The 22,089-nt window shown below is 54.5% G+C and carries 24 protein-coding genes and 3 pseudogenes; 1 reads left to right on the forward strand and 26 read right to left on the reverse strand.

Features of this window, described 5'->3' with window-relative positions; translation table 11 throughout:
• Positions 1-51 precede the first annotated feature (51 nt).
• Positions 52-837: a pyruvate formate-lyase-activating protein gene (pflA, locus tag E0L15_RS01025; RefSeq protein WP_168124229.1), complete on the forward strand. Its 786-nt coding sequence runs from the start codon at positions 52-54 to the stop codon at positions 835-837.
• 164 nt (positions 838-1,001) lie between these two features.
• Here pflA and E0L15_RS01030 read toward each other — a convergent pair.
• The 26 genes and pseudogenes from E0L15_RS01030 to E0L15_RS01155 form a co-directional block, all read right to left on the reverse strand.
• Positions 1,002-1,256: pseudogene (locus tag E0L15_RS01030) on the reverse strand (helix-turn-helix domain-containing protein); the annotation flags it as partial.
• Positions 1,253-1,999, reverse strand: a pseudogene (locus tag E0L15_RS01035) (TraG/TraD/VirD4 family protein); the annotation flags it as partial. The pseudogenes E0L15_RS01035 and E0L15_RS01030, both read right to left, overlap by 4 nt.
• Before the next feature lie 426 nt (positions 2,000-2,425).
• Positions 2,426-3,346: a HipA domain-containing protein gene (locus E0L15_RS01040; RefSeq protein ID WP_168124231.1), complete on the reverse strand. Its 921-nt coding sequence runs from the start codon at positions 3,344-3,346 to the stop codon at positions 2,426-2,428.
• 16 nt (positions 3,347-3,362) lie between these two features.
• Positions 3,363-3,785, reverse strand: a complete 423-nt coding sequence (locus tag E0L15_RS01045; RefSeq protein ID WP_087390064.1) for a helix-turn-helix transcriptional regulator — start codon at positions 3,783-3,785, stop codon at positions 3,363-3,365.
• A gap of 113 nt (positions 3,786-3,898) precedes the next feature.
• Positions 3,899-5,092 (reverse strand): hypothetical protein, encoded by a 1,194-nt coding sequence (locus E0L15_RS01050; RefSeq protein WP_168124232.1) that lies wholly within the window; start codon positions 5,090-5,092, stop codon positions 3,899-3,901.
• Positions 5,092-6,978 (reverse strand): DUF87 domain-containing protein, encoded by a 1,887-nt coding sequence (locus tag E0L15_RS01055; protein WP_168124233.1) that lies wholly within the window; start codon positions 6,976-6,978, stop codon positions 5,092-5,094. Before E0L15_RS01055 ends, E0L15_RS01050 begins: the two co-directional genes overlap by 1 nt.
• 13 nt (positions 6,979-6,991) lie before the next feature.
• Positions 6,992-7,573 (reverse strand): hypothetical protein, encoded by a 582-nt coding sequence (locus tag E0L15_RS01060; protein ID WP_168124234.1) that lies wholly within the window; start codon positions 7,571-7,573, stop codon positions 6,992-6,994.
• Positions 7,570-7,944, reverse strand: coding sequence for a hypothetical protein (locus tag E0L15_RS01065; protein WP_168124235.1), 375 nt, complete (start codon positions 7,942-7,944; stop codon positions 7,570-7,572). The genes E0L15_RS01060 and E0L15_RS01065 overlap by 4 nt, the downstream gene beginning before the upstream one ends.
• Position 7,945: 1 nt before the next feature.
• Positions 7,946-8,203: a hypothetical protein gene (locus E0L15_RS01070; RefSeq protein ID WP_168124266.1), complete on the reverse strand. Its 258-nt coding sequence runs from the start codon at positions 8,201-8,203 to the stop codon at positions 7,946-7,948.
• Between the two features lie 56 nt (positions 8,204-8,259).
• Entirely contained in the window at positions 8,260-8,595 is a 336-nt protein-coding gene (locus tag E0L15_RS01075; protein WP_168124236.1) for a 4-oxalocrotonate tautomerase, read from the reverse strand.
• Between the two features lie 118 nt (positions 8,596-8,713).
• Positions 8,714-10,195 carry a DNA cytosine methyltransferase gene (locus E0L15_RS01080; RefSeq protein ID WP_347565958.1) on the reverse strand — a complete coding sequence of 494 codons (1,482 nt, stop codon included), beginning with the start codon at positions 10,193-10,195 and terminating at the stop codon, positions 8,714-8,716.
• A pseudogene (locus tag E0L15_RS01085) lies at positions 10,131-10,511 on the reverse strand (DNA cytosine methyltransferase); the annotation flags it as partial. The pseudogene E0L15_RS01085 and the gene E0L15_RS01080, both read right to left, overlap by 65 nt.
• Positions 10,508-11,407 (reverse strand): conjugal transfer protein TrbL family protein, encoded by a 900-nt coding sequence (locus E0L15_RS01090; RefSeq protein WP_168124238.1) that lies wholly within the window; start codon positions 11,405-11,407, stop codon positions 10,508-10,510. The pseudogene E0L15_RS01085 and the gene E0L15_RS01090, both read right to left, overlap by 4 nt.
• 106 nt (positions 11,408-11,513) lie before the next feature.
• Complete coding sequence (locus tag E0L15_RS01095) at positions 11,514-11,861, reverse strand: DUF3852 domain-containing protein (protein ID WP_087389565.1); 348 nt, start codon at positions 11,859-11,861, stop codon at positions 11,514-11,516.
• Between the two features lie 216 nt (positions 11,862-12,077).
• A complete protein-coding gene (locus tag E0L15_RS01100) occupies positions 12,078-12,428 on the reverse strand; it encodes a SpoVG family protein (RefSeq protein WP_243155336.1) in 351 nt (116 codons plus the stop codon).
• A gap of 19 nt (positions 12,429-12,447) precedes the next feature.
• The gene (locus E0L15_RS01105; RefSeq protein WP_168124239.1) at positions 12,448-13,173 is read right to left on the reverse strand and encodes a DUF3849 domain-containing protein; all 726 of its coding nucleotides are present in this window, start codon (positions 13,171-13,173) and stop codon (positions 12,448-12,450) included.
• Positions 13,166-13,609, reverse strand: coding sequence for a hypothetical protein (locus E0L15_RS01110; RefSeq protein WP_168124240.1), 444 nt, complete (start codon positions 13,607-13,609; stop codon positions 13,166-13,168). Before E0L15_RS01110 ends, E0L15_RS01105 begins: the two co-directional genes overlap by 8 nt.
• Before the next feature lie 18 nt (positions 13,610-13,627).
• A complete protein-coding gene (locus E0L15_RS01115) occupies positions 13,628-14,596 on the reverse strand; it encodes a DNA adenine methylase (RefSeq protein WP_168124241.1) in 969 nt (322 codons plus the stop codon).
• Positions 14,593-14,898 carry a hypothetical protein gene (locus E0L15_RS01120; protein WP_168124242.1) on the reverse strand — a complete coding sequence of 102 codons (306 nt, stop codon included), beginning with the start codon at positions 14,896-14,898 and terminating at the stop codon, positions 14,593-14,595. The genes E0L15_RS01115 and E0L15_RS01120 overlap by 4 nt, the downstream gene beginning before the upstream one ends.
• A 101-nt stretch (positions 14,899-14,999) precedes the next feature.
• Positions 15,000-15,944: a hypothetical protein gene (locus tag E0L15_RS01125; protein ID WP_243155337.1), complete on the reverse strand. Its 945-nt coding sequence runs from the start codon at positions 15,942-15,944 to the stop codon at positions 15,000-15,002.
• Between the two features lie 92 nt (positions 15,945-16,036).
• The gene (locus E0L15_RS01130) at positions 16,037-17,206 is read right to left on the reverse strand and encodes an antirestriction protein ArdA (protein WP_168124244.1); all 1,170 of its coding nucleotides are present in this window, start codon (positions 17,204-17,206) and stop codon (positions 16,037-16,039) included.
• Complete coding sequence (locus E0L15_RS01135) at positions 17,199-18,293, reverse strand: DUF4314 domain-containing protein (RefSeq protein ID WP_168124245.1); 1,095 nt, start codon at positions 18,291-18,293, stop codon at positions 17,199-17,201. Before E0L15_RS01135 ends, E0L15_RS01130 begins: the two co-directional genes overlap by 8 nt.
• Positions 18,294-19,481, reverse strand: a complete 1,188-nt coding sequence (locus tag E0L15_RS01140) for an antirestriction protein ArdA (protein ID WP_168124246.1) — start codon at positions 19,479-19,481, stop codon at positions 18,294-18,296. It lies immediately after the preceding gene.
• A complete protein-coding gene (locus E0L15_RS01145; protein WP_168124247.1) occupies positions 19,478-20,359 on the reverse strand; it encodes a class C sortase in 882 nt (293 codons plus the stop codon). Before E0L15_RS01145 ends, E0L15_RS01140 begins: the two co-directional genes overlap by 4 nt.
• A 160-nt stretch (positions 20,360-20,519) precedes the next feature.
• Positions 20,520-21,152: a DUF3267 domain-containing protein gene (locus E0L15_RS01150; RefSeq protein WP_168124248.1), complete on the reverse strand. Its 633-nt coding sequence runs from the start codon at positions 21,150-21,152 to the stop codon at positions 20,520-20,522.
• A 43-nt stretch (positions 21,153-21,195) separates the two neighbouring features.
• Positions 21,196-22,077 carry a class C sortase gene (locus E0L15_RS01155; protein WP_168124249.1) on the reverse strand — a complete coding sequence of 294 codons (882 nt, stop codon included), beginning with the start codon at positions 22,075-22,077 and terminating at the stop codon, positions 21,196-21,198.
• Positions 22,078-22,089 lie beyond the last annotated feature (12 nt).

Genomic DNA, 22,089 nt, shown 5'->3' on the forward strand with positions numbered 1-22,089 from the left:
TGAAACCCGCGGCTGCTTGTGCGGCCGCGGGTTTTTCACACAACGATGTATATGAAGGAGTGGACTACTATTGCGCAAGATGAACGGATTGGATATGTCCATTCTGTTGAAACATTTGGTTTGGTGGATGGGCCTGGAGTTCGATATGTGATTTTTATGCAAGGATGTGCTATGCGCTGCCAATACTGTCATAATCCTGAAACCTGGACCTTTACCCAAAGCAATGGGAAAACGCCCCAGGAAGCCTTTGATGCGGCATACCGTTATCGGAATTACTGGCGTAACAACGGTGGCCTGACCATCAGCGGAGGTGAACCTCTCTTGCAGATGGACTTTGTCAGCGATGTGTTCCGTTTAGCCCATGACAAAGGGATTCACACGGCACTGGACACCAGCGGACAGCCGTTTTCTCCTGACAATGCCCGTTGGATGACCCGGTTCGATGCACTGCTGGAGCATACAAGCCTGGTGATTTTGGATTTGAAGGAAGTGGACAACCAAAAGCATCGTGCCCTGACCGGTCACGACAACACGAATATTCTGGAAATGGCACAATACATTGCCAGAAAAGGAATTCCCCTTTGGATTCGCCATGTACTGGTTCCCGGCCTGACAGATGATACCGAAGGCCTTCGTCGTCTGAATGCGTTTATCAGGGCATTGCCTACCGTGCGACGGGTAGAAATTTTGCCTTACCACACCTTGGGTACGTTTAAATGGCAGAACCTAAACATCCCATATTCTTTGGATGGTGTCCGGGTCCCAACTGAAGAAGAAATTCAGGCCGCTGAGGAACTTTTGCATGTGAGAGAATACCAGGATGCACCCAAACGGTGAGCTTGAAATGGGTTGATGCGTAGTCGTGTACCGTGTAAATGCATCCTCTGAACTAATACTCAGTTAGAATGAGTTCTTCTGGGCGGTCCACCATGAACCACCCCTGGGTCCAGCAGATGAGCGCAGCTCCCCCTTGGTGGAGAGCTGCGCTTTTTGCGGCCTGATCGGATGGTGTATAGATTGGAGGTACTGCTGCCGTTGGCTCGATGCCTAGGCGTCTTCTCCAGATATCCGTGCTGCTCCAAATCATGAAGCGCCCGCTTCACCGTGGAGCGGGACAGCTTCATGTCCGAAGCAAGGGTGTTGATACCCGGCCAGCACTTGCCCTCGGCATCGGAGCGATCCCGCAGGTACATATAAACTGTCTTGGCTCGGGAGGGTAGCTCGGTGTCTGCATAAATGGTTCCGAAGTAACTCATATCTCATCATCTCCAAACGCTTTCGTGCGGCTGGATTTCCTCTTGACCGCAGTTTGGTTCCAGGTTGCATCCTGCCCTACGAACTTGTTGGATGGGGGGAGGTTCTGTGCCAGATCCACACGGTTGGCATATGCCACCTCTCGATTGGCTCGCTCCGGCACGGTGTATGGCACTCCAAATGTGATGCCCCAATCCAGGAAGAGTCGAAGGCGGGTTTGCATGGGATGAGTGCCGGTTTTCATGACAATGAAGCTGCCCTTGGGGATGGATTTCAGCTCGTCAGGAGTGAGCAGGGCACGCTCCATCATCTGCAAACTCTGACTGGGGTCGTTCTTGCCACGACTCACGGAGCCGGACAGTACGGTGCGGCTTCCCAGGGCTTTGGACAGCACTTCTGCGGTCTGGCTGTTGGGGGCAAAGCCGCCAAAAATGGTGTCCTGGCAGTTGTCGGCTATAATTTCGCAGCCCTCTTTGCCGTAGTTTTTCTCCAGCTGTGCCAGGGATTGAATGATGGGTACCAGGGTGAGACGGCGGGAGCGGCCAGCAGAGAAGAGGGGCAGAATGTCAAAGGGGGGCATGGTGCCGAACTCATCGCAGAACAGCACCACCCGATTTTTCAGCTTGCCGCCATTTTCGTCTGCCACAGCAAACAGCTCTCGGCTCAAGTTCTGGACCATTAGTCCCGCCATAAAGTTTTTGGTGGTGTCTTCCTCGGGGAGAATGAGGAAGATGGCAGACTTTTCGTAGAGTTTTACCAGGGCATCCGTCATCTCACGCTCCAGTTCCAGATCTCGCTTGCTCATGTAGCGTTTCAAGGCAGAGAGTTTTTCCTCGTCAAAGGAAATGGTCAGGTTTACTTGTTTCATTGGCACTTCCTTTCTCAGTCGTAATTGATGTATTCAATCTCCAGCCAGTGGGGCATAGCCGATGGTGGAGGGTTCCGGGTCGAGTTGGATGAGACAAACACAGTCTGTTCTCCGGAATGAGAAAGGCCGGAGCGTTCGCTCCGGCCTACACAGGGGTAAGATCAGTTTGGATTTGTATCCTGGGCAGAATAGCTCATCCATCTGGATGGGCGCTTCCTCCAGCAGAGTTTACCGACAAGATGATCAGCGGAATGGAAAAGGGGACCGCATCTATGAGATGCGATACCTCTGCATTCTAGCTGGTCACATTGTCAACTCGGGGTTCCTCGACTGTTGCTCCTGCTGCATCAGGAGGTTCATGCTGTAGTCCACTATCTTTTCCTTACGCTCTGTCAGCATGGTGAGGTAGAACTCCCGCTGGAGCGGTTGGAGCTCCGGGATTCCATCCAGGAACCTCTGTATCCTGTCCAGATCGATTCGTGCGGTGATTCGTCTGAGTGCATTGTTGCACTCCGGATAGCGAAGGGAAGAGATGAAATCGAAGTACGGAATTTTCACACCGTTTTCTTCAATGGAAGATGCGGGGAACACATAGATTCGCCGATCAATTTCTTCCTGTGACTTCAGTACCTCGGCCATGAGGGGCAGATCCAACTGCGGATAGAGACAGGAACCGCAGTCATAGACCGGCGCAATCTCCGCGCTTTGCTCCTCCTCATTTACCAGCAGGCCCCAGTTGCCGTTATGCCGGTCAAAGTTTCCGAGGAGCGCATCCGCAATAAACATATCCCAGAAAAATTCCCGAAGTTCATCTGCTGGATATAATGTTTGCTCATCGATAGCTTGCAGAATCGATGACAGCTCCTTGCCGTAGCCATTCTGCTCACTGTCGATACAGGTGTTCTTCAGTTGGGCGAACTCAATCAGCCGCTTTCCGCCCTCTGTAAAATCACGGCAGGCAACTACCAGCTTGCTTTTGCCCCGACGATCTGTGTAATTACCCAGCAGAGTATCCTGTACCCGGAAGCCCAGCATCTCGAAAATGTGACAGGCCACATATTCGCTGATGCATCCGTTGGTGTAACTCATTTCTTTGTTCCGGCTGGGGCGTGGAGGAAACTTCAGCATATAACTGGAGCCCGCATAGGAGATATTGATCTTATTTCCGTTCGCACCGCCATAGGCACGGAAACGGTTGACAGGGCAGTTGGTAAAATCGATCACGTGTCGTTCCTCCCCATTACAGATATTTTGCTCTCAGGTAGTCCGCCTGCTCCTGTGTGATGGCGTTGCTCCACTGGTTGGAGTTGATGGCGCCATACAGCTCTCCCCACAGGCAGTCCATGTAGGACACATGGTCTTTCTCTCCCTGGATATATTCATCCAGGGCCTTTTGCAGGCTGGCCGGCAGTTCCTTTTCCAGGTAGGAGCGATCGTTTGGCTTCCCGTCCGGGGCCTGCCTTTGCTCTACAGTCATGGTCAGGAGCTGCTCCATGGGGATGTCCAGCGTGGCGGCAAGCTTGCTCAGCGTCCCGGCATTGCACCGCGTCAGCGACGTTTTGCCCGAGCAGATGTCCGCCAGCGTGGCCCATGGAACCCCGCTGCGCTTGGAGAGCTGGTAGCGGGAGAGACCCTTTTCCCGCAGGACTTGTTGGATTGTCATATGCATCACCCACCTCCGATTATATCGGTATCCCGATAACCAGTCAAGGGGTGCAGGCACAGCCAAATCGAAGGTGATGGTCAGGTTCACTTGCTTCATGGGCACTTCCTTTCTCAGTTATAGTTGATATAGGGAATCTCCAGCCAGTGTGTCCATCCTCTGCCTTCCAGCTGGGTCTTCACCACACCGCATTGAGTGTTCATGGCTTCGATGACATAACCGTCGCCAATGTACACACCGATGTGTCCGTTCTGCCAGACTGCCAGACCAGGTGTGTCCGGCATGGTATCGATGGGACCAGACACGGAGGCGGAGTAGAACATTTGGTTGGCGCCCAGATCGGGCATACCGTTGGTGGCATAGCCGATGGTCAGTGTCTCCGGGTCGAGCCAGCCGTAGCCTTTGATCAGACCCACGCAGTCGGTGGTCCGACCGCCCAGCCAGTTGGAACGAATGAAGTCTGCGTAGGTACCGACACCGTCGGGGTACTGTTCCTGCTTGTAGGCGAAGAGGGAATCGGTGAGGACATTGCCGTAGGTTCCCCACACATAGCCCCAGCCGGACTCCCAGGCGTGAATGGCATAGAGAGCCAGGTCTGCGGCATTCTTGGTGGAGGGATCGGTGAAGGTGGAGATGTCCAGCTCGATGCTGGTTCCATCCCCACGGAGATACTCACCGTTGTAGCTGCCACCGCCAGCAGTTCCAGCCACCGAGGTGTAGACGTGGTTGATGTTGTTTCTGTCATCCTCTGTGATGTCTCTGCCCAGATGAGCTTCCAGATGGGTGTATGCCTGGTAGAGAGAAAGGGGCACGTTGACGGTGTAGGTCTCCTCCTCGGTGGTGACGATGCCGTCCTCTTGCTCTATCTCCACGGTGCGGGTTCGGGTTTCTGTGGTGTAGAAGCATGCCACGAAGCTGTCCGCTTCGCTTTGGGACGGAGCATCCTCACCAAAGCAGAGAGCATAAAAAACGGCCTTGACTCGCAATGGGTCAAGGCCGTTGCCGCTCTCCGTCTGCTCATTGGCAGAGGCCACCGCTGAATCCAGAAGGGAGAAGGCGGAACGCATCTCCTCAATGGAGTTGCGAAACTCCGCAGGGACTTCAGCAGAGAGTGTGCTGCCGTAGAAGCACGCTTCCACTGAGGCATTGTTATGTTCGGCACCGCCCGAGCCAATGGAGCAGAGCAGGGCGATCAAAAGAATGACAGGGGAGAAGACTGCAACCAGCACCCAGCCAAACCCTTTTCGAGTTTTCTCGTTGGTGAGCAGCGTGGCGGCGGCTTTGGCGATTGCCGCAGGGATTGCCATCAGCGACCACCTGCCGATCCAAAGAGCTTCTCCTTGTAGGCCGGGGCATGGACTTCCAACAGGTATCGCTCGTTGCCGCACTTGTACAGGCAGACACCCCGCTGGGGAAACTTGATGAGATTGTACTCGGCTTCCTCCAGTTGGAGCATATCCATGTAGGAGCGCTTGTCGATGGAGCCTGTGTTGAAGAGAAACTGATGGGGCGGGATGCTGAACAAGGGCTTGGTCATCTCCCGGATGCCCTCTTGGTCGAAGTCCTCCAGGTTCTGACTGGCCAGTAGCATGGCGGACTCCTTTTTGCGCACCCGCTTGAGACAGTTGCGGATGTACTCGATGGCAGTGGGATTGGACAGCCAGATATACAGCTCGTCCAGGGCGGCCACGGTATTTCCCTCGGTGAGGAGCTTGTCAGACATATAGGACAACACATTGAAGAGCATGGCATTGCGGACATTTCTCGCCGCACTGAGCATCCCCTTCACACCAAAGACCAGGAAGCGGCTGGAGGTAATGTTCGTGTGTCCGTTGAAGAACTGGGCATCGGCGCCCTTGCACATGGAGTGCAGCCCCAGCAGCACCTCCTGCAGAAGATTCTCGGTGTAGAGAGGATGGCGGCTGGTATCATAGTTGTGAAACTCCTCCTCCATCAGATCGTAGAGGTCGGAGAGGATGGGGTAGTCTTCCGGGTGCATCTGCGTAAAGTTGGTGTCCTCGGTGATGCCGAACTTCTGGTACAGCTTGGAGAGCATGATTTCGATGGTGTCGATGTGGGCATCGCTGAACTCCTTGTAGGCTCGGAAGAAGTCTTTCAGGAAGGAGATGTGCTGAGCCAGCATGGTATCGCCCAAAAAGGCTTTGGGTACGCATCCACTGTCGTCGCAGGCGGGAAGGTTTGCGGTCCTGACCATGTCCGTGTGCGAATTGCCTCCAGCGGCACGCTGGTTGTCCCAGCACTTGGGTTCCAGGACATTGATGAGGTAGTGTCCGGCCATGAGGTCGGCAAAGCAGCCACCCACCGCCTCGCACATCTCCTGTTGCTCATGTTCGGCATCCAGGGAGATGACAGATTTGCCAGACTCCAGCAGATTGAGGATGAGCAGCTTCATGAGATAGGACTTGCCCTGGCCGGAGTTGCCCAGGATCAGGATGTTGGCGGAGGTTTTGTCTTCGTCTCGCTGATCGAAGTCCACCAGAATGTTGCTGCCGTATTTGTCTTTGCCGATGTAGAAGCCCTTGGGGTCCAGCTTGCCGGAGTAGTTGAAAGGGTACAGGTTGGCCACGGAACTGGCTGGCAGCACCCGTTCAAACTGGACTCCGAAGACGTTGTAACCACTGGGCCCCACACAGCGGAAGCCCTGCTGCTGACGGAGCAGGAGCTTGTCCACGTTCAGCTTGCTTCGAACCAGCTCGGTGAGCACATCGGTCTGGAGTAGTTTGAGTGCATTGTAATCTGGGGCCACCAACTCCAGGTACACGGCACAGTGGAGGAGAGGTTCCCGGTTGCGGTGCATGGAAGCCACCAGGGTGGCCACATCCTGCAGGTTGCTCTCCGCAGTGATGGTCTCCTGCAGATTGCTGGTGTTGGAGCTGCTCAGGCGGTTCTTGTTGGTGGCATTCTGGATGATGCGTTTTTCTTCGGCGGCAGTGACCTGCCTGGTATAGATGTGCAGAGTGATGCCGTCCTTCTTGCCCAGATGACGGAGAATGGCCTGCTCGTCGGTGCTGGTGGGATATTCCCGGAGTGCCCAGACACAACGGTAGGTGTTGCCACAGATGAAGTGGTCGGGCAGGAAGCTGACCACAGAGGGGGCAATCATGTCCAGAAAGGACTTGGTGCTGGCCTCCTCGCCAATTTGGGCAGCGGACTTTTTCGGTTTTCTTGCCATGATGGATACCTCCTTATTCTTTGGTTGTGACCCAGCGGTCCCCGTCGAAGTCCTCGAAGTCTTCTGTGGTTACGTTTTGCTCGAAGTAGACACCAAGCATCCGCTTGAGATCCTGCTGGGTGGCCCGGCGGGTGGTGAAGCCGTTGTCGTTGATGCTCTGCTCGATGCGGGAGAGATAGGGAAAGACATCTGATCCTTGATCTTCCCGCAGCCGAACGACGATATAAAACTCCCGGCTGGAGGCCATCAACACCTGGATGCGATCCAGGTGCTGGCTGTCTTGGGCCAGAAGCTTGCCAATGGCGGGAAGCTCCTCCTGCTCCATGCGCTCCTGGTAGAAGTTTTTGTTGTACTCAAAGGACTCCTTGGAGTTGAGCGCCAGCATTTCCACCTCGGCCAGCCCTTTCATCACATGGAGCAGAGCATAGATCCTTGCGGTGATGCTGGTGTCTGGCAGGACGCTGATGTTGGTGGGCTTGATGATGAAGAACACCAGATCGCCCATGTGGGTAGAGATACAGTAGTCCTTGAGGCTGTCAATTCCCATCAGCTGCTGGGTGGACTGGGCTGACTTTACTTTTTTCTTTCGGTTCATTCGAATTCCTCCGTAACGTTTGGCGGGACTAGGTAGGTGCAGCACAGGGTGACGTGACAGACCAACGTCTTGGGTTGCTGGGTGAAGTGATAGTTTGCCCGGACATTCTTGATGCCGGTGCAGCCATATTTCTCTCCCAGCTTACCAGCCATATAGCTTTTCAGCAGAGCCTGCAGGCTGCGGAAACCGTAGTAATAGGTGCCGTTCTCGCTCCGACAGCTCCAGTTGGTTTTTGGGTCCTGCCAGAAGTAGACATCATCGCACTCCCAACGGTTTCGCTTTTGGCTCCACCAGAGCTTTAAGGAGTCGGACCGCTGGACCTGCTTATGGGCGCATGGAGCCAGAATTCTGTTGGTGGGGTTATGATTCATATTACTTTCTCCATTCGTAGAATTGCCGTTTGGTAAACAGAAAGGCAACCGCATACTGGATGAAGTCCAGAATGCTGGTGCCATCGAATCGGATGCTGAGGAAGGTATAAACTGCCGTCAGCACCAGGGGGACGAAGATGCCGGTCTGGGTGAGCGCCAGGACAGAGAGCAGAAGGCCCACACCGATGACACTCACGTCCCGGAGTTCCCAGAGCCACAGGGTTGCTTTGGCGGTCAGGTTATCGGGATAGATGTACAGATTGTTCACCTCCAAGAGAAAAGCCGCCGGGTTTTCCCGGCGGCCAGTTCAGTGGATTATGCTTCGGTTGTAGGTTGGGTCAGGATTTGTGCCTCGTACTCAGCCAGTGCCTGTTCGATGAGCCCGATGACGAACTCCTTCTGGCTGATTTTTCTTCCCCGCTGCTTTTCGGCGGCGATGAAGTTTTTCAGCCGCCGGTCCAGTTCCTCGGGGATTTGAAAGGCCAGGGTTTTGGTTGCTGCCATGGTGACGGTACCTCCTTCAAAGTGTTGAGTGAGAATCATTTCTACACATTCAGCCAGGGTTCCCAGTGCAAGTTGCTCTTTCTCTGCCATGACCTTGGCGTGCAGCTCTACGGGAATCATGGCGCAGAGATTTTTCTTGTCTCCCATGGGATGTACTCCTTTCTGTGATTTTGCAAGCAAAGCATACCGGAACCGAGCAGGGAAAGCTATTCACACATTCCAACAAGGAAGCTATCGTAAACCAGGCAGAAGCAACAAAGCGGGTTTAACTTGCCAGAAGCACCAGCGAAATACCATAGAGGACATAGTCCACGCATGGGATAGCCACGCTGTTGCCCAACGCTTTATATCGTGCGGAGTCTGAAGCGCCGGGGATCGCTGTCCAGCCGTCGGGGAAGCCTTGGAGCCGCTCGCATTCCAGAGGGGTCAGGCGGCGGATGAGTCTGAGTCGGTGTGTATCATCATCTAGCACCAGATCCGTAGCATCCTTGTGCTGACGGGCACTTTGGGTGCTGACAACTGCCCCGTCTTTGAATACGTCCACTCGCTGTCTACTGAATACCGCATGATGGTCCGTTGCGGTGAGTGTGTAGGCAATGTCCTCCTGATAACCAATGCCATTCCCACCGTTTTGGGGCTGACGGTCTATGGCATTGCCGGTGATACAGAATACGGGTTCCTGCTCCACCAATGGCACATTGTTGCCACCAGTACCGTATCTGGCGGACATGGTGGGGGCCACCGCATGGGGGCCGGTGTAGCGGGAGTCGATGCCGTGGTTCTCATAGACCAGAGGCTGGTGCCCATGTTCCTGGGCCCGGAGTGTGCCTGTCACATCCGTGCTACACCCCAGGACATTGCCACCCTGGTCGTTGAGGCATAAAACCGACGGCATACAGTTGCCGCCGGCGCTGCCCTTCAGCGTGGGGGCGAGTTCTTCGCCATAGCCGATGCCTCCAGCTGATGCTCCGGCTCCAGCGGAGAAACCGGCAATAAAGGTCTGCTGCTTCATCCCCGGTTGCGCTCCCAATGCTCCCGCCACGTCGTGGAGATCCCGAATTTCATCTCTCTGATTGGCCGCAAATGCTATTGGCCGGAGCAGGCCATTTTGATCGGTGGACACATTATTGGTGAAAGTGTTCTGGTACTCGTCCAAACCCTCCGTATTTTTTTGGCTTGGCTGGGTGACGAAGGTTTGCATCTGCATATTACTGGTAGCCATGAGAGCACCAGACACTCCGTGGAGATCGATACCCTCATCTCGCTGGTTGATGTGATATGCTTTTAGTTCGGTGCCACTTCTGTCCGGGGGGATAACTCCCGACTGGATCTCTAACGCTCTCTTGAGCGGTGGTGGGAGTCCTTTCCCTCGTTCAAAAGCTCGGCGGAGAATACCCAGGCAGGCTTTCCTGGTCAAATAATATTTGCTGGGCGGATTGACCTGCAAAATCTGCGACAAGGAAGATTCTTTTTCTTCTCTGGGGGACACCCCAGTATTGAGCGTCAAGGCATCGCCACGCCAGGGAGAAATCAGTTCCCAATATGATTCGCCCAGCAGATTCCCAGCGCCCGGTGTCAGGTCGAGGGACTGAAACATCACAGACTTTAATGCGGACGATCTCTTCGAGGACGATGCGGAAGTCCTCGCCTTTTGGGGTGCCGCTGGAGAAGGCTCCGGGAACGTTTTCCCACAACAAGAATCGAGGTCGAACATGGAGATCTGCTGGGTGTCGCTGCTTTTCTGCATTTCTCATCTCCTTTACGATTCTGATTTGCTCCATAAATAAACCGGAACGTGCGCCGGAGAGACCGGCACGCTTTCCTGCCACGGACAAATCCTGGCAGGGTGAGCCTCCGCAAATGATATCTACTGGCGGCAGCTCGGCACCGTGGAGCTTTGTAATATCCCCCACATGGATCATGTCGGGGAATCGGTGCTTGGTCACCTCTATGGGAAAGGCTTCGATTTCACTGGCCCATACAGGAATGATCCCGTTATGGACAGCGGCCAAAGGAAATCCGCCGATCCCATCAAATAAACTGCCAAGGGTAAGTGCCTTCATTTGGCCACCGCCTGGACCACCGTCCTGGTGGTATTGACCGCAGCCTGGGCTGTATAGACCGCAGACATGATGTTGGCTCTGGTTGTGGTGTCCAGGCCGAAGGTTCCGGCGATGCGTGGAATTTCCCCTGCGGACAACATCAGGCCCAGACCCAGAAGGGCATTGTCTTTGAATACCATCAGTCCTGCAATGAGGATGGTGGCTTGCAGGAAGGCGGTGAGGCAGAGTCCAATGATCTGCTTGCACCATTGGATGAAGCCGTCGGTATAGCCGCGGGGGACGCTGAACATATACAGGCTGCCCACGGCGATTTGGATGAGCAGGATACCGCCTCGCTTCAGGTTTGCAAAAAACACCTTAATGACGGCATAGGCCATGAGAATGATGCAGAACAGGAGCATGATGGGGCTGGTGATGGAAGTAAAGCCGAAGTAGGAGCCGGATGTCATTTCGGTCAGGGACTCCACATCGCCGAGAGTGTCGATGATCTCCGTGGCCACTTGGCCAATGGAGGTTCCGTATCCAGTGATTCCGGCGGTGAGACTGCCCTGCAACGTGACGGAGAGTTCATAGAGCCGCACGGGTACCACCGTGAAGAGACCGACTGCCATAAAGCCCTTTATGGCATTGAGGGCGGTCTCTTTCAGGTTTCCTCTGCCGGAGGAATACTCAATGCCGCATTCAAAACAGGCCACCACAAGGCCTGTGCCATAGAGCGCCCAGGCCAGATAGGAGAAAAACAGTACAATACTCTGTACCCAGTTCATGGTGAACAGCTCCACGCCCATGTTGCCCATCTCGGCAAAGAAGTTGCCCAGAAAGCCCATAATCTGACTGTAGATCCAATCAATGATCTGGCTCAGGACAGTATCAGCTACAAAATCCCAAATAAACAATGGTTGGTTCACCTCTTTCAGAATGAGGCCGTACCAACCGCATAACACAAAGATCCCGCAGCTGGTACGGCCTTTTGTGTCAATCAATTACATGGTTTGCTGGGTGTTAGATGCCAACGATGCCCCAGATGTACAGGGGGGCGGTGAGGGTAAACACCAGACAGGCAAACAAAATAGCGGGTGCCGTCCACTCAAACTGCCCGGTTTTCCGATAATCAAAGTATGCGGTACCCACTTTGACAAAGAAAAACACGGCGAGGATCAGATCGATGGCAGGGAAGACCACGTTGTTGACCACAGTCTTGATTTGGGTGGATGCGGTGGTCCAGGTGCTCTCCACGGCTCCAGCTACATCTCCGCTGCCAGCGGCCAAGGCTGTGCCTGCCATCAGGGAGGTCATGGCCAGCGCCACCACCAGTAAGAGAGCAAAGCGTTTGTAGTTCCATTTACGCATAGATTACCTCCAGTTACAAAAATATAGGGTATCATAGCCGCTTTACGGCTATGATACGGGGATTTTAATTGCCGTTCTTCTCGCCCCTGACGGGGCAACCGAAAAACGTGGCGATATACCATTCTGGTGTTGCCGTCATGGTATATTGCGGGCCCGGATGATGCTCTGGAACATCAGGGGGTGGAGGCCCACTGAAAAAAGGACTCAGGTGAACCATTACATCTGCTGGCTCATGGCCGGCCGGGAGTTCTGCTCCTGCTGCTCCCGGAGCTTTTGCTCATAAGCGGTATTGACCGCCTCCACCAGCGCAGACCGAGCTTCGGCGGTGATGGCATGGAAGGTGTCGTTGTACTTGGTCTGACCGTGTTTTTGGTAGGATTCCTGGGGCATGGAGACGAACCGTCCTTTGTCGGACTCGATAATACGGATGCCGTGGACAGCAAAGGCACCAGCGATGGTAGCACTGGCATAGGCTTTGGTTTTAAAGTCCCCATCTACCAGACGGTCGATTCGTGCTTCCACCTGAGGTGTGGGAATGTCCTGCTGCATATTCTTAGGTGTTGCCATGGTGTCTGATCTCCTTTCTTTACATGGATGGATGGCTCATGTCGGGAACGGGGAGAGATTTCTGCTGCAGCTGCTCCAGACGCTCTCTAGCCCAGTCGGGCAGATTCTCCTCCCGGAGAATGCCGATGAAGTCGCTGCGATTCCATCTGGCCTGCTCTCCGTCGCCAAGACAGGTGGCATATACCGCTCGGCCGGAGACGGTGGGGTTGCATCCAAAGCCTCCAGTCGCCAGCCAGAGCTGGTTTTCCGGAGCCCAGTAGGATTCCTTCAGGGTGAAGGGACTCATGACCAGCACCGTGCCTTCCAGCGCTTGTCCGGTCATATCATCGCAGTGGGAGCCGTCGAACAGTTTTAGCTCTGCCTGTGCCTCCCGGAAAGCGTTAACGAAGCCGTCCAGCACAGCGGGGTGACTTTCCACCGCAAACTCATAATTGCGGTTACAGGGGGGAATAAAAGTGGATGTAGCCCATGTTTTGTTTTGAGGGCTGAACCGCCCATCATACTGCTTTTGTTGTAGGGTGGAAGATAACACCCATCCCACACGCTTAAAACCGAGGCTGTCGATGACGCTCTGGGCGCAGTTAGCGTCCAGGTACATTCCATCAAAGCCCTTGCGGATGGCCTCCTCGATGGCCTGCTTGCAGGCGACATTTTTTATGTGGCTTGCTCGCCAAAGCGCAATCTCGTCTTGACGCTTAGCTTCGGAGAGGGAGTTAAGGTAGAGGTAATCGTAATCGTTAGTCATGGGCCTTTTCACACTCCGTGACCATTTTGGTCAACGCCTCGTGCCACTTGGCTTTGTGGTCATCGGACACCACCAGGACAGCGCCGTCTACGCTGAACACCCGGAGGTTGTCAAAGAGAATGCCTGCATCTGCAAAGGCCTCTGCGGGGATGGGAAGCATATCCTCGTCACACCCGTGGCAGCCCTCGCACTTCTCCTCATCCTTCTCCTGGCTTTCCCACGCAGCCATCATATCCGCCCACAGGCTGTTGGCCAGCCGCATCAGCGTCATCATAGCGGCGGCTTTCTCCACAGGTTTCATCTCCGGCTTGAGCAGGACAATGGCGTTTTCCAGGGTGTGCAGCTCCAAGGTTTCCTCTCGCTCCAGGCCGCTCAGAATCAGGGCGGCGGACTGGATGACGGCTTTGCCGTCGTTGGTGTAGTTGATAAATGTCATGTTCATTCCTCCATATCGTTAAGTATTTTGATTTGGTTCATGGATCAGGGTATAACGTCCCTCGTACTCGTCGGTGGGGGACAGATGGAACATACTCAGTTGCCAATTCCTTGCGGTGTTGTAGCGGCGGGGGTCGTAGTTGGTGATGACGATTTCCTCGTACTCGCTGCCTGCCTTCTGGGACATGCTGTTGGGTCGTGTGGTGTAGAAGATGTAAAACTCCTGATACAGCTCCACGATATAGGGACAGTAGTTGTAGGACACCATGACGTACCCTTCGCAATTCAGCAGGGCATCGTGGAGCCGCTGGTGATCTTCCTTGGGGAAGGCCACCTCATAGCAGCCCTCTGCCTCGTAATAGGGCGGATCGCAATAGAAAAACGTATCCTTCCGGTCGTACTGGCGCACAATCTCCACGCAGTCCTTGTTTTCGATGATGACCTCCGCCAACCTGCGGGAGCATTCCCAGACCAGATGAAAAAAGCGGCGGATGTCGCAGGTTTTTCCAGCAAAGGACTTGGCCCCGCCGCTGAAGCTGTATCGGATGAGTTTGAAGTAGTCTGCGGCCCGGCGGACGTCTCCACGAGGAGCCCTCTCCAGCATCATTCTGCGGATGGCCTCTCCATCAGGCGGCTCCAAATATCGCTGGGTCAGCTCCATCTCCTGGGTGAGATAATCGTCGGTGAATTCTTCCTTGGAGAAGAATTTGTACAGCACATTGAAATCATCTCGGGTGTTCAGGGGCAGAAAGCCCAGCTCCAGAAGCAGAGCCATAGTTCGGTTCTTGACGCAGCAGAAGAGGTTGGTCAGGTCGCTGTTGAAGTCGTTGTAAACCTCCATACATCCTTGCTGAATGGGACGATTGAGGGTTACGGTGCCACTGCCACCAAACACGTCGATAAACCGGGAAAAATGTGGGGGAGCCAGGCGATGGATCAGCCAGAGCAGCTTGGCTTTGCCGCCCACCCATGGGATAAAACTCTTCAATCGGCGTCACCGCCAAAGGAGTCCAAAGCTTGCTCCAGACCCTCGATGGCCAATTTCAGGCCGTACTCCATGGCCCTCAACTGGCCAATGGTGGAGTAGACCTCTCCGGCAGTCTCGGCGTAGAAGTAACCGTCTTGGCTGCTGGCGATGGGGTGTCCCTTTTGCCGCAGACGGTGGACCTGTTTACGCAGTTCGTTGCCGCTGATGTGAAGTGCCAGTTGGATCTGGCGGCTTTTCTGGATGTTTTTTCTGCCTTTGCACACGGCCTTCAGATAGGCCAATACCTGTTGTTCTCGCATCATTGTTCCTTTCCGGGGCCATACCCGAACAAGAAGCAACAAAAAGCAGGAGCCGTGTCCCGTTCGGGTACGGCCCCTGTAGCGCATACGCTGTTTGATTTTCCTTATTGTATGGACATGGTTTCCTCCATATCCGGCTGACTGTACTCATAGACCGGCTCAATGCCGTTCCAGGATACGAAGCCGAATTCCGTGGCGGTCAGGTCCATGTTCTTCATCCTCTGATTGGCATAGCCCTCCGCATCAAAGCAGGAGGCCAGCAGTTCGTCCTTGGGGTAGATGCCGTCCTGCTTTGCCAGTGTTTTGCCGTAGTCCGCAAAATCCATGCCACGGGGCATGAAGTGATAGCAGTGGAGGTTTTGTGCCAGGTCCAGGGCGTGATCCAGACGGTGGCAGTCCTCCAGTTCCATGACTGCCTGTAACTTGTCCAGCCAGTGGCGCTCGCCCTGACCCTGTTCTGCCCAGGCGTAGCCGAAGTCGATGGCATGGCGGACAAGCTCCCCGGCGCTGGCGTACTGGGAAGGGATGTCCGTCAGCTGGGGGAGACAGCAGTCCACGTCCACGGCAATGCACTCGGCCAAGGAGTCCACCTCCAGTGCGTCCATTGCCAGAAGAAGTTCGTCCGGGTGAGTGGCGTCCATATACTCGCCGGTGTCCGGGAATCCAACCCATACACCGTTCATATGGGAGCGGCTGGCCAGCTTGACCCGAATGCCATAGTCACCTTTGTCCTGGTTCAGCGACGGGTCGCCATCCGGGAACAGAGTGATGGGAGAGGTGACTTGGATGAAGTGTCCATCGCAGAAGATGTTCCTGCCCTTCTGACGGTAAGCTGCACCCACTTTTTCCGGGTCGAGAAACGCACGGGCCTGCGAGGAGGAGGGGTGGACCTGTTCCATGATAAACTTGCCCAGCTGAGTATCATCCCCAGCGCCGTAGAACAGGTCGTAGTGATCCAGCTGATTGACGATGAGTACCACATCGGAAGTCATCTGCGGCCGCTCGATCTGCATAGCTCCACGAAACAGCACGGTTTCTTTGACCGTCATGTTTTCAAATCGGCGTTCCAGCCAGTCGTGCTGTGAGCTGGTCATTTCAAAACCGTGCAGTAAGTCGAAGAGTTCAGACTGTTGAGCATACACTACATCATCTCCATTCCAGTGCTCTCAGATGGGTGTTCTTGGGCGTGGAGCAGTTCATTGCTATCTTCTCGCTGCACCAGTCCATAGGGAGTCAGGACTGCGTTGGTATTTGCCAGGATGTCTCTGCCATAGGCATTGAGATTGACGTGCTCTTGCAGCATGGAAAGGGTTTGCTTATCCAAGATGGTATGCAGCTTCTGGAGTGCCACCTCCTTGGGACTGCGCTGGTCGGGCTGGAGCAGGTAGTCGTCCAGATTTTCCGCAATGTGAGCGGCGGCGACGACCTCGTGGCAGTCGGTGGCAAGGATAACTGCTTTGAGTTTGGTGAGCTGTCCAGACCACTCCAGGCATTTGATGGTCTCTGCCAGCTGATTCAGATCCTGGATGTCGTTGCACTCCAGGTTCTCCAGCAGATCGGGAATGGCGCTGTCCTCGGTCCAGAAGACCACCTGGTCCCAGGAAGCAGATTCGCCCAGCTCCTCCAGAACACGGGACAGCTGGCTCTGTGTGGCGGGGAGTTCCAGAGTAACCCTGGGTTCCTGTTGATTGAAACCTCTGGCCACCAGCAGGCGAATAGCGTAGGAGGGAGGCTTAGGAATTACGTCCAGGCTGTCATGTACTTGCTTAAGGTCTGTGTGCTGGGTCACATAGCCATGGCTGACGAAGACGCCGCCCTCCTCAAATCGGGATTTTCTGCCGAGCATTTCAAAGTCCAGATACTCAAAGATGGAGTCGGGAACTTTTTCAAGTGCAGGGATAAAATCGTTCTCGGCATAGAATCTGCCCAACTGCTCATCCGTTGTGGCGTTGACCACATGACAGCAGTCTGTGCTGTAGGCCAGATCCAGCAGGGTGGAGAGGGGGATGGGACCATAGTCCTTGGCGGCTTCCATCTGGACCAGTCCTTCGAAAGCGGCCTTTTCCATGTCACTCAGCCCCTCCAGCCTGGTTAGCAGGGTGTTGAGCTGGTAGAGGTCACAGTCCGAGCTCAGATGGTCATGGAGAAAGGGAAAGGCTCCCGGATGGAGCAGTTCCAGGTCCGGTTTTTCACCGGGTGCCATTTGGAGCTTATCCATGGCATCCTGGAGCTGATAGTAGGTAGCCGGAAGCTCCAGGCAGCTGTGCTGATTATGTTTCCCGTAGAGCGCAATGCAGAACGCATTATCCAAGGGTCATCCCTCCCAGTGTCGTTCCGTGCTCCATATCCTTCGCCTCGTCCTGGGGACAAGGCTCACTTATTTCGCCGGAACTCCTTTCCCCACCAAACCCGCTGCGCTGGGCTTCGGTGGGGGCCCCGGTTTGCACGTAGTCTTCCTGATACTTGGCAGGGTCTGCGCCGGGGACATCCCAGCCGCAGAGACTGCCCACCTCCATGGCCTGTCTCTGCCACATATCTACGCCAAGGTGCTCGTTGAGCTGGTCGGCCAGCTCCACATTCCGCTCTTTGTCGCCGGTGTCCCACTCGGAGGGATGGTAGCCGGTTTCACCTCGTTTGATGCAAATCAGCTGGCCCGTAGTGGGCAGGGTGGAGTAGCACATCTCCGGCAGTCCCTCTGCCAATTTGGGGGAGAAGCGCTCCTCCTCCGTCTGGATACTCCAATCGTCGAAGCTCCACAGATGGACATACAGCTCGTCGTCGCCAATGCAGATATCTCGCTGCTCAAATCCTTCGCCCCAGCCGTCCGATGCCTGCCCAGAGATATACTCCTTCAGGTTGGACAGTTCCACCGGGGTAAGGGCCCCTGCAACACGGCATTCCGCAACACCCCAGAGTTGGCCGTTTCGATCCTCGACCGTGAACACAGCGGACTGGACTTTCCGGTTGACGCTGTCATCTTCGCTGTACCAGTGCATCAGCCCACGCTCCGTTTCTTCCGGCATACGGTATTTGATCAGGGCGCTGAAAATGTCACTTTCATAGCCACGCAGCATTTTGCCATCCAGCTGGGTACAGTCCTCCTCTATGTCGCCGTACTCGTTGCGAGTGTACAGGTCTGCTGTCAGAGGCATATACAGCTTCAGGGTGGTGAGTTCCGGTGGAATCACGGAGAAGCTGTCCTCTCCAATGATCAGGGCAAGGCCACTGCCGTTGTCCCACTTCATGTGGAACTGGCCGATATCGTCGATGTAGTCCAGGGTGCCGATGCTGCCCGGCTCCAGCTGGGTATAGGGGTCTTTCATCTCTCTGAGTTTAATTCTGGTTCCTGCGGGGAATTGCTCTCGCAGGAAATTCAGCCATTCCTTTGGAACTGACACTTACATTCCTCCCATCTGAAAAGTTTGTTCTTCTTGGTGTGTTTCTTCCATCATCAGCACCTCCAGGCTCACCGTGCCGTGGTAGGCCACATATCCCCGGTCGGTAAATGCACCGGTCTCTTGATTCATGTGCTGCAGGCCGTACTTCTCGTAGTCATAGAACTCGTCCAGATTGGGGTCATACTCAAAGTGGCCGGACTGCTGGATCATGAATGTTCCGTACTCTGCAGGGGTATGGGCGCCGGGGGCAAACTGGAACAAATCCAGATTCTCGGCCAGACAGCGGATCTGGCTGGCATTCTCTGGCTCAGCCAAGGCTACCACAGCCCCCAGCTTTTGAAGGTTATCCCGGTCAAGTCTGGCCACAGCCCATGCCAGGTCGTTGAGGTCGAAGATGCTTTCCTGTTTGAAATCCAGTGCTACATCCACCTCCATAGGGAATTCGCTGTTTCCTACTTGAAAGCACATATCCTCCGGGTCTTGGATGCCAGAGCGAAGCATTCCACGTTCCAGCTGTTTCCTTGTGGCGGGAAGGTAGAGCCAAGTGGCTTTCTTGGTGTTTTCCGGCTGTCCCTTGGAGATCAGACCCAGGGACAGCACTGCGTCATCGTAGAGATAAAAGGGGAAGTGCTTGCCATCGTAGATCTGCTCCAGCTGCATCCCGTTGTCGTAGACCACACCGTAGGGGGTGACCACGCCTTGATTTCCCTCAATCAAAAGGAGGGCAGATTCCACACCATCTACATTCTCCAGTTCTTCCAGGCTGGCACAGCCGCCGTTGAGGTTCATATAGTGGCTGCGGCCCACGGATTCCAAATCAGAGAAGTCCGTGATGACGGTGGCCTGCTGACAGCAGAAGGATAGGTTGATCAAGTCTTTCAGGCTAGTGAGACCCAGTTTCTCAGCCATGGCCTGGAACTGGGCTACCTCGTCATCACCGAAGCCATCCAGCCGCTTAGCCAGATAGTCCAGCTCGTCCAGATTTACCTGAGCGCCCTCCAGACGATCCAGCACTGGCCATGGGCTGTGAAGCTCGTCCAAATGGCAGTCTCGGTTGGAGGCAACCCCAATTTCCAGCGACTCCAGCAACTCTACACAGCTGTCATACTGCTCTTTGGGAATGGGAAGGGGGATGCTAACAACACCAAATTCCGGGTGGCTGCTGTTGCTCAGTACTGCTTTTATCATTTCTTCTTATCACCTGTCTTTCGGTTTTTTGTTGGGTTGGTGGTTATCATGCTGTAAATCAGCACCACAGCGGTACAAATGCTCAGCCCTAGTGCGAATACCTGCAGGTGTTTTTCCGTGTGAATGGCAGGTTGGGAGACCTCCGCCTGTGCCTGATTCTCATCGGGTGTGGTCGTGGTAGTTGGCTGGATGGGGGCCTCGTCCTCCACCCGCTGGCAGTACACCAGATACCGATGGGTGCCCACAATATAGGGGTGGCAGGTGAGCAAGGTCACCATGTCTTGGCCCGGCTGAATGTCCACAGCCTCCACTTCGTCGGGCCAGATGATGGAGATTCCCGTCACCTGATAGGTCAGGGTTTCCCAGAGGTTTGTGAGGTACACCAAGTCCCCCTCCTGAAGCAGCTCCACATCCCGGAACATGGCCTTGCCATTCCAGCCCCGGTGGGCGGCAATGACGCAGTTGGTGGAGATGCCTCCAATGGGCATACTGGTCTGACCCAGCACCGTCGCTCCATCGTTCATGTGCGCTCTGGAGGCTCCCAGATAGAGGGGTAAGGTGACGTCCATAGCGGGGATTTCTACATAACCTACGGCATCATCGGCTTCCATTCCGTAGTCCTCTAAGTTCAACCCCGGTGCTTCATAGCTGTCCACGCTGTCCGGGCCGGACTGATCCTGGGACAGCTGGAGGTTGTACGCCTCCATGGCTTCTCTCAGGTCTTGATGAATACCTGGCTCTTTCTGTTCCTGCTCCACCACGGCAACTTCCTCTTTCACCGTCTGCTCATACACAATGGGGGCAGTGATGGGCTGGCACAGAATTACCATCAGCGCCAAATCCACCGCCAGAGTCAGCCCCAGCAGCCATCTAGCCATGCCATAACTGCTTCTGGGGACAATTTGCTTTCAAATTCATTTCATCCACTCCTTTTCTGGTGCAAAGGAAACGCAGGAAATCTCGAAAGATTTCCTGCGTTCGGCATAATTATAAAATTGTATCCATTTATCCAATGATTTTTCATTGGATAATCAGAGTTCATTTCTCACGTTCAAATACTACCGTGCCGCATTCGTAGGGGTGGTCATAAATCATGACATCTTTTCCACCTGTTCTGTACGTCAAAAGTTTCCAGACAATCAGGAAATCTCCACAGCCTGCAAAGAGCATAACTTCCGACAGAAGAAATAGCAGGTCGGACTTCAAAACAACCGAAGCAACAGCCATTCCAAATCCTAGAATGAATGTTGGCATCAATCCCCCAAGAACATATTGCCATCTTTTCAACGGTTCCCCGCAGGTACAGTATGGGGTAAGAGCACTCCAAATCACCCCGAATGCGATCGACCTCAGGTGGTCTTTTGCAAAAATCCCCCACGTGAGCCCGTGTATCGCCTCATGTAAAACAATCAGGACAATCAACAGAGGAAGGAAACTCCATCCGATATGAAAGGACAAAATATCTCCCGAAAATTTAGTGCAGAGATATATCACTCCAACAATCACACAGAATGGCAGCATAACCAGAGGCCCCACAACATTGGCGAAAATAACCCCCACAGTCAGGTCCTGCCTACGATAACCTTCTGCACTCATTTTTTGAGAAATCTGTTCCAATCGTGCTTTTCGTTCCTGCTCTTTATGCGTTAGTTTGCGTTCCTGTTTTTGCATTACCCTTTCCTCCTGATTGGAGATTGGTGTTTGCCTTAGAATATCACAGACTACTCTTGCTGTAAACTGCTTTCCTCCGCTTAACCCACCAGAGACCCACCGGGACAGCTACCGCCAGCATGGCAAGATAGATACCAAACCCGATGCACAGAGCTGTGCGATATTCCCTCCACCAACTGCTTTCGTGGTTTTGGCTCTGGGCGGTTGCAACCACGGTGTCCTCTGCTGTCCACTCCGTCCGGGTGCCACGCACCAGCAGACGGTGAGAGTTCACGCCGTAAGGAGTGCAGGTGAGCAAGGTTACATGGTCTCCTTGTGGATCAATCCCAATCTGGCTCACATCATCGGGGAGAACCACAGAGATTTGGTCCACTTCATAGGCCAGAGTTTCATCCAGCACCCGCAGGAAGAACACATCACCTTGTGTGAGCTGATCCAGATCGGAGAGGAGCCGGGATGAGGCTAGTCCGCTGTGACCAGCCAGAACTGCATGGCTGCCTTCTCCTCCCACCGGAAGGGAGCTGCCCTCCACCACCCCCACACCAGAGGTAAGGGTGGTGGACTGAGTTCCGTAGTACACGGGGAGAATCACGTCGATGGCGGGAATCTCCAGGGTAGCCAGCATGCCGCCTCCAGTGGGGTCCAGGGCGGTGAGAATGTTATTGTCTGGGGTTGGGGCACCGGAGACAGAGAATCCGGCAATGGAACAGCTCTGCTCCAGCAGATCCCGGTTGTAGGCTTGGGCCAGCTCTAGGGCTTGTTGGGTAGCCTGGTTGTCCAGCACCTCCACCGCCGTCTCATATTCTGTAATGACCTGGGAGCGTGTTTGCCCCGAAAGCCAGTTGCTGGCCATGGGGTAGAGCATCATCCCCACAGCCAGCACACAGCCCAGCCCCAACAAAAGAGGCGCTTTACTTCTTTTCATCCAGCTCACCCT

It is taken from the genome of Pseudoflavonifractor sp. SW1122 (assembly GCF_012027765.1).
Taxonomy (GTDB): Bacteria; Bacillota; Clostridia; order Oscillospirales; family Oscillospiraceae; genus Enterenecus; species Enterenecus faecium.